Annotated in this window: 5 protein-coding genes; all 5 read right to left on the reverse strand. The window is 42.8% G+C overall.

Features of this window, described 5'->3' with window-relative positions:
* Positions 1–25: 25 nt before the first annotated feature.
* On the reverse strand, positions 26–6,928 hold the full coding sequence (locus QR40_RS32075; protein WP_052430812.1) for a nucleoside hydrolase-like domain-containing protein: 6,903 nt from the start codon (positions 6,926–6,928) through the stop codon (positions 26–28).
* A 51-nt stretch (positions 6,929–6,979) separates the two neighbouring features.
* Positions 6,980–8,098, reverse strand: a complete 1,119-nt coding sequence (locus QR40_RS11980) for a D-ribose ABC transporter substrate-binding protein (protein ID WP_044295160.1) — start codon at positions 8,096–8,098, stop codon at positions 6,980–6,982.
* Positions 8,099–8,262: 164 nt separating this feature from the next.
* Positions 8,263–9,747 carry an ABC transporter substrate-binding protein gene (locus QR40_RS11985; protein WP_044295162.1) on the reverse strand — a complete coding sequence of 495 codons (1,485 nt, stop codon included), beginning with the start codon at positions 9,745–9,747 and terminating at the stop codon, positions 8,263–8,265.
* A 64-nt stretch (positions 9,748–9,811) separates the two neighbouring features.
* Complete coding sequence (locus tag QR40_RS29795) at positions 9,812–11,506, reverse strand: sensor histidine kinase (protein ID WP_052430813.1); 1,695 nt, start codon at positions 11,504–11,506, stop codon at positions 9,812–9,814.
* Positions 11,507–11,513: 7 nt separating this feature from the next.
* On the reverse strand, positions 11,514–13,109 hold the full coding sequence (locus QR40_RS11995) for a response regulator transcription factor (protein WP_027292770.1): 1,596 nt from the start codon (positions 13,107–13,109) through the stop codon (positions 11,514–11,516).
* Between the last annotated feature and the right edge of the window lie 110 nt (positions 13,110–13,219).

Consider the following 13,219-nt stretch of genomic DNA (forward strand, 5'->3'; position numbering starts at 1 on the left):
GGCATATGCTTCTTCAGCCATACGATTACAACTGTGTCTCTCCGTTTGATGATACTTCGGTTTGTGTTTCTTCGTTTTGTGTCTCTTCATTTTGGTTTTCTACATTCGGAACCTCTTCCCGGATTACATCTTCCTGTACTTCTTCTGCTTCTGTAGAAACCTCAGAAGCGTCTTCTGTTACTGGTGCTGACCTCCGGTTTACATTTTCTTCTTCTACCACAAGGGTAATTTCACCGAATACACTCTGATCTGCATTTGATACCGCTGATATGACTACGGTTCCTGCACCGATTCCTGTTACGACGCCGTCCTGGGATACAACTGCTACATTTTCATTATCTGATGTCCAGGTAACGGATTTGTCTACTGCATCTGTTGGATTTACAGATGCATTCAGAGACAGAGTGGCATTTACGTAAAGCTTCGTAGAGCCGCCGGATGTAACTTCAACTGCACTTGGTTTTAACTCAACAATTGTCAGATCAATGGATGCCTCTTTACCGGAACCATCATTTGCCGCTGCCGTGATTCTGACACTTCCTGCTGTCAGAGGTGTAACCTTTCCTGTACTGTCAACTGTTGCAACACTTACATCACTTGAGGACCATGTAAATGTCTTTCCTGTTGTAAGCGCTGGTGTTACTTCTGCGGTTAACTGTACTGCGTATGGGCTTCCACCCTTTCCTGCCGTCTTGGTTCCTAATGCAATTGCATTTGCATCAACGCCTTGTGGTGTCTTTATTTCTACATTCTGAATCTCTTCTCTGCCGGTAACAGTTATAATAACTCGCTGATAGTAATTTAAATTATGTGCACCATTGTCAGTTACCTGTATTACCATATGGATGGTATCGCCGTTCTGAGCATCTTCCGGAATCACAAAGCTTGCCGTATCGGTATTTTTACCTGTAACAGACATATTGCCGTCTGCAGTACCATCATAAGTATCCGCTTCATAATACTGCCACCATTTGTAAGTCAGTTTGTCACCATCAGGATCAGAACCTTCTGCGTGGAGTTTGAGACGTTCTCCAGGTGCTGCACTCAGATCAATTCCTTCTTTTACGCTTACGGAAGGCATATGGTTAGCATCAGCATAATCAGATGCTATACACCAGTCTGCACGTGCTGCGAAATCGCTCTGAATATCATTGAACCATCTGGTTAAGGTATATGCGGTGTCTTGGCTGTTGGTATAGATGTTGTAATCTTTTACTGTGTTTTTGTATGTTCCGTCTTCCATGACTCCAAATCTTCCGCCCCAGCCTCCATAGGTTGGATCTTCTAAGCTTCGAAGTCCTGTGTCAAGCAGGTAGAAGAAGGATGGTGAATCACCTTCTGATATGAAATCATAGCGGTTATACTGAGGATTCTTTAATAAATAATCTTCTGATCCTCTCTGTTCGTTTGCATCTTCACCTTCTAAGATCGTGCCATCGCCCATTAGTTTATAATTTGCAAGCAATGCTCCATGTCCGGTCTTAATGTTATTGTAATACCAGTCACCCTGGAGTTTTGCTGTCAGCGGTTCTGCTACACGTTTCCACATATAAGCAAACTGCCAGAAGTTTCCGCCGTCATTGATGACTCTGATTCCAGGCCATTGTTTTGCAATGTAATCTGAATAAGTAGCATCCTGATTCAGAATGATATAAATTACGGCTTTGTCATATATTTTCTGCTGGATTTCATCCCACTGGTCGGTTCCTTTATACTCTTCTTCGATTGATTTTAAAGCTCTTGCCGTGGTATTTGTTCCGCCCCAGGTTTGGATATACAGGGTACGATCGTCATCATCCAGAAGAATATCTTTCATAAATTCTGAACCTTCTGTAATTTCTTCCATTTCTCCCACGTTCTTGATATTACCAATCTTCAGAATACTCTTTAAATATTCCGGAGCCGGGAAATCGGGTGAATGTACTTTCAGATTCTCATATACTTCTTCGTAATCATCTAATACTTCGCCTGCCCATGCTGTTCCGGTCCATCTCTTTGGTGCAATTCCCTTGTCAGGATCTCCTGCGTAGTGGTATGTTGAGCTGCTCAAAATCAAGCCTGCTATATCCATTTCGTTGGAGTAAAGCATCAGACGCATGAAGGAATCCATGTCATCTACTTCTCCATCTGTTGTTACAATCGTTCTTACTTTACTGCTGTTTGCATCATCTTTTGCTCTGGTCACTTTTATTTCAAATGTTCCCGCTACAGTTTTATCAATCTGAGAAACAGCTGTTATGTTTGCTGTACCAAATGATACGCCGGTTACCTGTCCTTTATCTGATACAGTTGCTACTGCTTCATTATCAGACTTCCAGGTTACATTTTTATTGGTTAATGTTTCCGGCAATACTACTGCATTCAATGTTACCTTATTTCCAACTTCAACTTCTGAAGCGCCTTCTACAGTAACGCTTTCTACTGCTTGTGCACCCTCTACAGTGATCAGTATTTCCTGATAGTGGGACAGGGAATGTGTTCCATTGTCCGATGCCTGTACTAAGATGATCAGTGTATCGCCTTCTTTTGCGTCTTCCGGTACGGTGATGGTTGCCATATCTGAGTTGGCTCCCTTGATGTAAATGCCTTTATTCGCTTCCGGTTCCACATAAGTATCTGCTTCAAAATACTGTTTCCATTTTACGGATACATAATCGCCATCCGGGTCACTTGCTTCTGCGTGGAGTTTCAGAGTTTCCCCTGGTTTTGCGGTGAAGTCCAGTCCTTCTTTGATGGAAAGGGTCGGTGCGTGGTTTGCATCTTCATAGTTCGGTGTGATACACCAGTCTGCACGGGTTGCAAATTCATGCTGCAGGTCTGCCATCCAGCGCCAGTCAGAATTTACCTTTTTATCCTGTAACGGATCATAATCCTGTACTGTCTTGTACCAGTTGAGCTGCTGTCCCTTGGAGTTCTTCATGCTGGTATCCAGGTAATAGCGTCCGCCGTAGCTTCCGAATGCCGGATCTTCTAAGGATCTTAATCCTGTATCCATCAGATAGAAGAAGCTTGGTGAATCCCCTTCAGAAAGGAAATCATACCGCTGGTATTTCATTCTTCCCCACCAGTTTGTGCTGTCCAGCAGGTTTTCATTGGTACCGAACTGGCTGCCGTCTTCTTCGCCGTCTAAGTATGTGCCGTCGCCCCAGGTTACATAATTGTCTAACAATGCGCCGTGTCCGTAATCCAGATTTTCTCTCATCCATGCTCCGGACAATGTTCTCTTCGCTTCACTGTCTACACTGCCTGCTGTTCTTGACCATGCATAGCCGTATGTGGTTCCGCCTCCTACGTTCAGGAATGCGATTTCCGGCCATTCTTCCCCTATATATTCATCGTAGGTCTGGTCCTGTTTGCCGAATGCACAGATCATTGACTTGTTTACAATCTTTTCACGGATTGCTGCCCATTCATCTGTATCTTTATATTTTTCTTCAATACTCATAAGCGCTCTGGTGATGGTGTTGGTTCCGCCCCATGCCATGAGGTACAGCTTTCTTGGGTCGTTATCCAAAAGGGCTTTTTCTACTAATTTTGAACCTTCTGTTTCATTTTTCACATCGCCTTTATATCCGATATTTCCGATTTTGATAATGCTGCGGATATATGCTGGTGTAGGATAATTCGGGTCATGGGTACGCAGATTTTCATATACTGCTTCATAGTCGTCTGCATATTCATTCATCCAGTCTGTTCCCGGCCAGCGGTACTTGGTCTGGGAAGCTGCATCTGCGGCATCCGGGTCTCCGATCCAGTGGAACTGTGAACTTGTCTGGATGATTCCCTGGAAATCAATTTCATTTGCGTATAGCAGAGCATGTACTAAGGAGTTCTGGTCATCTACTTCCGCATCCTGTGTGATAATGGCTCTTGGATTCTGGTTTGCAGGATCATTAGCCGCCCTTGTCACCGTGATTTCAAATGTTCCTGTAATTGTATTATCTACCTTTGAAACTGCGGTAATCGTAGCGGTTCCAACGGATACGCCGGTTACCTGTCCTTTATCTGTAACGGTTGCTACTGCTTCATTATCAGACTTCCAGGTTACATTTTTATTGGTTAATGTTTCCGGTAATACTACTGCGCTCAATGTTGTTTTACTTCCAGCCTGAATTTCGGAAGCTCCGTTTACCGTAACGCTTTCTACCTGCTGTGCGCCTGCTACTGTCAGGATTACACGCTGGTAGTGGTTCATATTATGAGCGCCGTCGTCAGTAACCTGAACTACCATATGGATTGTATCGCCGTCTTTTGCATCTGCGGGTACCACAAAGCTTGCAACATTTGAATCTCCGCCGATAATTTTGAACTTGCCGTCTTCTGTTCCTTTATAAGTATCTGCTTCATAATACTGCCACCACTTATAAGTTAACAGATCACCATCCGGGTCTGCACCGTCAGCATGTAATTTTACTCTTTCTCCCGGCTGCGCCGTCAGATCAAGCCCTTCTTCAACGGTTACGGTTGGCCTGTGATTAGCATCGCTGAATTCATCTGCCACACACCAGTCGGCACGTGCCGCAAAATCACCCTGGATATCATTGAACCAGCGGGTAAGTGTGTATGTTTTGTCTTCTTTCTGGGTGTAAATATTGTAATCTGATACCGTATTCTTATAGGTGCCATCCGCTTCTACGCCGAATCTTCCGCCCCAGCCGCCATATGTCGGATCTTCCATACTTCTAAGTCCGGTATCCAGCAGATAGAAGAAGGATGGTGAATCTCCTTCGGAAATAAAATCGTAACGATTATACTGCGTATTTTTGATTAAATAATCTTCACTTCCGCGCTGCTCATTGGCATCTTCGCCTTCAAGAATAGTTCCGTCACCCATTAATTTGTAATTTTCAAGTAATGGACCATGTCCTGTTTTGATATTGTTATAATTCCAGTCGCCCTGGAGTTTTAGTGTCAGCGGTTCGGGAACACTCTTCCACATATAAGCGAATCTCCAGAAGTTACCGCCGTCGTTGATTACTTTAATACCGGGCCAGTTTTTTGCAATATAGTTGGAATATGTAGCATCCTGGTTCAAAATAATGTAAATAACTGCTTTGTCATAAATCTTCTGCTGGATTGCTTCCCACTGGTCTGTGCCTTTATACTCTTCTTCAATTGATTTCAGAGCTCTTGCAGTGGTATTGGTTCCGCCCCAGGTCTGAATATAAAGTGTTCTGTCATCGTCGTCTAACAGAATCTCTTTCATGAACTCTGAGCCTTCCGTGATTTCATCCATCTCGCCTACATTCTTAATGTTACCGATTTTTAAAATGCTTTCCAGATATGCCGGGGTTGGATAATCTGCTGAATGAACAGTTAAGTTTGAATATACTTCACTGTAATCTTCCAGAACTTCGCCCGCCCATGCAGTGCCTGTCCATCTCTTAGGGGCAATTCCCTTATCGGGATCTCCGGCATAGTGATAGGTAGAGCTTGTAAGAATCAATCCGGCAAGGTCCATCTCGTTGGAATACAGCATCAGACGCATGAAGGAATCCATATCATCTACTTCACCATCTGTCGTTACGATGGTACGTACTTTGTCTTTGTTTGTTACCTCAACTTTAATTTCTGCCTTTTTATTACTTCCGTCTGTCGTTTCAACGGTTATAACAGCAAAGCCCTGAGCTTTGGCTGTAATCACGCCTGTTTCTGAAACTTCAGCCGCATTGCTGTCAGATGAGGTGTAACGCAATGTCTGATTAGTAGCATTGGCTGGTGTTATATTTGCAGTTATTTGCTTTGCTTCACCGGGTGCCAGAACCAGATCATTTTCCACTACTGCCAAATCTGCAATTTTAACTTCCACGTCAGAGACGCTGACACGTACAGATGCCTGTTTATTGCTTCCATCCTGGGTTGTTACCGTAATTACTGCAGAGCCTTTCCCCTTAGCTGTAACCGTTCCGTCAGAAGATACGGATGCTACATCCGGTGCGGAACTGGTATAGCTTACATTTTTATTTGTGGTATTAGCCGGTGATACGACTGTCTGTAATTTTTGGCTGGCGCCGGTTTTAAGGGCTAATGTATCAGGAGTAACTGCTACATTTGCAGCCATAACCGGATTAACTGTCACGGATACTGTAGAGGATTTTTTACTTCCATCCTGAGCCGTTGCTGTAATTGCTGCGGTACCTGTTGCTTTAGCCGTTACAACTCCGGCACTGGATACGGATGCTACATTCTCATTTGAAGAGGTATAGGTAACGTTCCGATTAGTTGCTTTGCCTGGCTTTACGGAAACTTTTAACTGCTTCGCCATACCGATAGACAAGGATACCTGTGCCGGTTTTAACGTTACTTTTGTAACCGGAACTGCACTTGCCGTAATTTTAACCGTTGCGCTCTCTTTACTTCCGTCAGTCGCTTTAATCGTAATTTTTGCAGTTCCTTTGCCTTTTGCAGTTACAACGCCTTTGGATGTAACCGTAGCTACCTTTTTATTAGAAGTAGAGTATTTCAATTTCTTAACTGACGCATTTTCAGGAGCTATCGTAGTTTTAATTGTAAATTTTTTACCTACTTTTAAAGTTTTGCTGGAGACTTTAGGTGTGATTTTCGTAATATAAGTAGGTTTTTTTACAGTAAAATTGCACTTTGTTGACAGGGTTTTCTTTCCAACCTTCGCCGTTGCCTTAATTGTCGCGGTACCTGGTTTTACACCTTTTACCAATCCGTCTTTGGTAACAGTTGCCACTTTTTTGTCAGAGCTTGACCATTTAATTTCAGCTTTAGCACTTACAGGCGCTTTTACTACCTTCAGCTGCTTTGTCTGTCCTTTATATACGGACGCTTTAGCCGAACTCATAGTAATCTTTTTCAGTTTAGAAGATGCTGCCTGGGCTTCCATGGGATTTGTATACACCACTGAAGAACACACCATTGCAGCTGCCAGTATACTGGCAATTGCTTTTTTAAACTTCATTCCTTTCCCTCTCTTTCTCTTACGTGCTTAAAATCTCTGTTTGTTCCCTTTCTATTCCTGATAATCAAATGCGCTTAATTTGTCTGCATTATCTTTTGTAATTGCAATACAGTCTACCAATTGCTTCTCATCCAGCCCTGTCGTTCCGTTTTTCAGATAAGCATCTGCCTGCTCTGCTGCCATTCTTGCAATTTTCGCTGCCTGCTGTAATGCTGTTGCGGTTGCTTTTCCCTCTTTGATCAGATCTCTTGCATTGTCAGAACCGTCTACGCCGATTACCGGAACATTCAGACCTGCTGCATCTAATGCTGCCACTGCGCCTTCCAGCATAGTATCATTTCCACAGATAACACCGGCAATATCCGGATTAGACTGCAGGATGGTTTCCATTTTTTCAAATGCTTCTGTCTGTTCCCAGTTTGCTGACTGCTGTGCTACCATTTCCATATCCGGATACTGGTCAATTACTTCATGGAATGCATTGGAGCGAACCGCTGCATTGGTATCAGATTCCTTGCCTAATAGCTCTACGTACTTACCTTCTTCGTTCATTGCCTCTACGAATACTTCCGCTACTGCTTTGGCACCCTGATAATTATTTGCAACGATCTGGGAAATTGCCACACCTTCTTCATTGATTTCACGGTCGATCAGGAATGTGGGGATATTTGCATCTTTTGCTTTTTTCACTGCTTCGATTGTTGCATCTGCACCTGCGTTATCACAGATAATAGCCGCTGCTTTATCTGCAATTGCGGATTCAAAATGCTCCATCTGTTTCGTTGCATCATCATCATGTGACAAAGTCTTCACTTCGTATCCAAGTTCTTTTGCCTTTGCTTCTGCAGCAGTAGCTTCCGTACCGAAGAATGGATTGGAATGGGAAGGTGTAATGATATAAACTATGTTGGAACCGCCTCCTGTTAATGCTGTTGCATCGGCACTTTTTTCTGTCTGTGTTTCAGGTGCCTGGGTTTCCGCTGCTTTTGTTTCCGCCTGGGTTTCTGCCTTTGTCTCAGCTTGGGTTTCTGCCTTTGTCTCAGCCTCTGTTGCTTCTGTTGCAGCAGGTGTTTCAGCCTTCTGAGTCTCTTTCGTACCACCTCCGCATCCGGTGACCATAGCCATTACCATTGCTGTACATAAAATTGCGCTTACCACTTTTTTCTTCATATCATCTTCTCCTTTTTTATAAATATTTTTAATAATTTTATATAAATTATTTATATATATATTAACAAATCAGGGAATAGAAAAATATAACGATTCTGAACTAAATGTGTAGTATTCTGACTTTTTACTAAATTACAAAAGGCGGGCAAAAGCCCGCCGCACTATTACTTATACTCCTTTTTCCACTCCTCAAACTGCTTTCTCTTTTCTGCTATCACTTCCTGCAGCCCATTTGCATTCAACTCACCCAGCATTTCCCGTAGCCCTTCTTCCGGATCCACCAGGCCGCTTTCTAAAATTGGTTTATACTTATTATAGATCTTTTCCAGGGTGATATATTCCGTTGAGACTTCCGATACATCAAAATTGAATCCGATTTCGCAGGATCGCAGGGCAGAATTATTATACTCATCCATCCTCTCCCACAAATCCAGTGGATTTCCTTCCCATACATATGTAATAAACTGATTTGGCATCTTCCAGGAGCCTTTTATAAATACGTTGCTTGCGGCACCTGTAGGCAGCTTAATATGGCCGTCTTCCGTTTTAACATAGTGAATATTTTCAACCCCATAGGACAGCAGATTCATAATATCCGCATCGGTATACATCAGATTCAGAAGCTGCATGGATTTCTCTTTTGATATTGAATTTTTGGTAATCACCCATGGCAGGGCAGCCAGGGAATTATAACTGATAGCATTTTCACCAAACTGGACAATCACCAGTTCTTTTCCATAAGACATGGATTCCTGCCGTTCAATTCCCGGCTTCCCCTTCTGGGGATAAGAAAATACCGTCCCCTCCCGAATCTTGTCCCGCAGAGACTGGGTATCTTCCAGAATCCTGTCTCCCATATATCCTTTCAGATACCATTCCCTCACACGTTTTAAATTTTCCATATATTCATCCGTCTCAAATATATTTACAATCTCCTCATCCTGGCCATAGTTCAGGTGGCCGCCTGCCGGGAAGCTGTTTATGCCATCCGCCAGCGCAAAATTACCGAACATGGAACCGGAGGATGCTATAGGGGTAATATCCGGCTCTTTTTCCAGAAGCAGATCAAATACTTTTTCCAAATCTTCAATACTTTTGATGTCTTCTTTTTTGATGTTATATTTATCCAGAATGTCTTTTCTCAGCATATATGCATCCCAGCCAGCAGCAAAATCACGGTTATTCGGAAGGCCGTACAGCTTTCCTTTTATCCGGCAGGCATTGATATTATCCATCCCCAGCGCTTCTTTTATACCGGACCCATATTGATCCAGAAGATCATCCAATTCCCACAGATTCTGATTGATATAAGCTTCCATATACATCTGATTATCAATCGTCATAATGTCCAGCTGTTCCTTGCCTGAGAGCATCAGATTAATTGTATTTTTAAAATTATCAAGTACCTTCAGTTCCACTTCTATACCCAGCTTTTTACGCGTGATCTTATTCAGTTCATCCTGGACAAGCTGCAGATCCTTTGTCCCGCCAATACTTCCGGAATACGCTACTACCAGTTTTTCATATTCCTCATGCTCTGCCTGTTGTTCTTTATTTACCGGGTGGCACCATCTTAAGAAGAGCATTAAACCGGACATTGCACATGCAATAACCAATAAAATAAATAACTTTTTCATATTTGTATTCATTGACCCTCCTGTCTGCCTGGCAGACATCTGTTTTTAATAAACTTCTTAAATTTTTAATCACGCTTTATACCTCACTCTTTGGCAGGCGTATCTCGATCACTGCTCCTCCGGCATCTCCATTCCCAAATTGAATATGTGCTTCTTCTCCATATATAAGTGCCATTCTCTGACATACATTGTAGATTCCGATATGCTCCCCGTTTTGTTTTAATATAACTTCATTATTTTTCAGCTTTTCCAATATATCACTTTCGAATCCATCTCCGTTATCCGATACTGAAATGTAGAGATATTCTTTTTCCTCTTCCCCCATAATATATTTTACCTCCACGGTAATGAGAAGCTGCGACTCCGGGCTTAACTGGTGTTTGACCGAATTATCCACGAAGGTCTGAATCAGCATGTTGGGGATCATCTCTCCATCCACTTCCCCCTTTTTACTTAGCACCAGGCTCAGCTGGTCTTCATAACGCAGTTTTTGCAGGCATATGTAATTCTCTACATGTTCCAGCTCATGCAAAACGGATACTTTTGTATCGCTTCTCAATGTATACCGCATGTATTTGCTTAAGACAACCGTCGCTTCCCGGGCTGAATCTTTTCGGTCCAGCAGAAGCAGATTCTGAATCAGACTCATGCAATTTGTCAGAAAATGAGGGTCAATCTGTACCTGCAGATACTGGAGCTGGGCTTTTTGCTTGTGTATCTGTTCTTCATAGACATGAATTTTCAGGGATTCTATTTCTTCCGTCATGAGATCAAAGGTTTTATTTACAATCTGGAATTCTTCAAACTCCTTGTCATTTGCAAGCTTCACCTTCAGATTCCCGTTTTTAAGCTGCTGCATTGCCTGCACAAGCCGGTTCAGCGGTTTTAAAAAATACCGGTTTAGCAAAAACAGTACCAATGCAGAGAGAATCGCCACAGATACCAGGGTTACCGCCACATTGATTCCAGCCACCCGGAGTTCATCCAGGAATCCGCCTTTCTTCTTCAGTACCGCAATGGACAGTCCATGGTTTTCAATATCCACCTGGATATTCTGATAACGGTTTTTATTCAGGACCACCTCATCCTGTCCGGTCAGTTTGATCTGCCGCTCAGTGTAGTGAAGATCCAGTACCTTACCGTCTTCCCGGCACAGGAAGATAAAGTCTGAGTCCGCACCCAGACCTACTTTCAGTTCTTTTAATATATTTTCTATTTTAACCCAGCCCGCCACATAGATTTGCTGGTTCTCCAGTACTTTAATGAGGCAGGTATCATTTAATATCTGTACGGTAAACCACGAACCCTGCCCCTCTCTTTCAAACTTGGCAAGGGTATCGTATATATTCTTATAAATATCTGTGTTTTGCTGAGACGTTACGCCATTTTGCACACCGCTTAAGTAAATGTCATTTTTCCTGTCATATAGAAATATTCCATCCAGCATTTTGTAATTGCCTATCTGCTTCATAAAATCAGATTTTATGGATAGTTCCGCCATATACCGGTCCAGTTCCCTCTTCGGATTCACCAGTTTCCTCTTTTCCTCTTCCATCAGGCTTTGGGTAAGCAAAAAAGTCTGGATATTGTCCAGATTACTCTCAATCTGGCGGTTATAAATGCCAATTGTAGCTTTCACCGAATCTGTCACGCGTCTTTCCATCAGATGCATGATGTAATAATTATAGCACATTACACATGCACACAATATAATCAGGACAGCGCTCACTATTTCCACAATAAAATAGCGAAGTGAATGATTTTTCTTCATTTTCTACCTATGCCTTCCTGAATTCTTTTGGTGTCATACCGGTTGCGCGCTTAAATAATTTTGTAAAATATGCCGTATTGGGATATCCTACTTTTGCCGAAATATCAGAAATCCGGTCATCTGTTTTCTGAAGCAGTACCTTCGCCTTGTCAATCCTGACCTGAATGATAAAATCTGACAAGGACATTCCCATCTGTTCTTTAAATATCCGGCTTAAATAATCCGGATGCAGAAAAACCTTTGCCGCCAGGTCATTTCTGCTGATTTCCTCCCCAGAGTTTTCTTCTATAAAAACTTTAATCTCTTTTATCATATCCGGTGTTTTTTCTTTTTTATAATCATACTGTACCAGGGAATCTGAAAGGTCAGAAACCCAGTTGACCATATCCGCGATACTCCTGGATGCCCGGTTGAAGGACTCCAGCATTTGCGGGCTGGACAGGACACTGTGGGCATAGATCCCTTTCCGCTCCAGGACGATGTATAATTCCTGTAAAAAATCATGCTGGAACTGCCCTAAAGACTTTGAATCCGCATGGTAGACCACGCCTACTTCTTCCAGATATCTCTGTATTTCCTTCAGCACTTTACTCTGGTTTTTATCAAACAGGCCATTCACCCAGGGCTCCATGTCCGGTTTTTGGTATTTGAACACTTCTTTGTCCTGCTGGGCCATTATGACCCTGTTTTCTTTAAGGATATCTTCTTCTTCGGTTTCTATTAGCATGTCCACAGCCTCCTTCAGCTTTTCAAATGGCGTATCTCCCGTAACATAACAGCTGATATTGCAAAAACTCAGGTATTCCCCGCACCGGTCCAGCATCATCTTACACTTTTCCCTCATCCACAACCGGGTCTCTTTCTGCATAGGGTAGACCGCCAATATGCAGTTGTTTCGGAGCAGTACAAAATTCCCGTTTTGCATCTTCCCGAACAACACCTCAGATACGATGTTCCGGATCGAGAATTCGATGATCTCATCATCCCACACAGTCCCTCTGTTTTTCTTTCTGGACCAGTATAAAAGTATCGGATAATAAATCGTCCCCGGTTCTGCATCAATATCAATCTTCTTTGACATGCTCTGCAGATTCTTATATTCCTTTCCACCAGATAGATAGGACTTCCAAAAATCCTGCTGCATAATTGTCTTACCGGAATTCCAGTAGGAAGCATATTTTTCATTCTGTTCTATCTGCTTATGTAATTGAATTTTTTCCGATGCCAGCTGGATTGCCTGTTCCAATTCCTCCGGAACCACTGGCTTTAGGAGATAGTCGGATACACCATACTTAATCGCCTGGCTTGCATACTGGAATACGGCATGGCTAGTCAGAAAGATGATCTTAATATCCAGCTTCTGCTCCTGTATCCATGCGGCTACTTCAAGCCCGCTTCCCTTTGGCATCTCGATATCACATAATAAAATGGATATCTGATGCCGTTCCATCGCCTCCACAGCCTGCTTCATACTATAAGCCGTATAGACTTCCTCTATTCCATAACTTTCCCACTGAATCATGTTCTTGATAACTTCAACTGCCAGTTTTTCATCATCTACAATTAAAATATTCATTACCGGAGTCCCCTCTTTCCTTTTCATTGTTCTTCTGTTCCCCCTGGCTGACACTGGAGGGATGCTCTTGAAAATCCATTGACTTTTGAATGCGGAACAAGACAGGAAAACACCGTTCCCTGTCCATAAGCTTCCAC

The sequence above is a fragment of the Robinsoniella peoriensis genome, assembly GCF_000797495.1.
Classification (GTDB): Bacteria; Bacillota; Clostridia; order Lachnospirales; family Lachnospiraceae; genus Robinsoniella; species Robinsoniella peoriensis.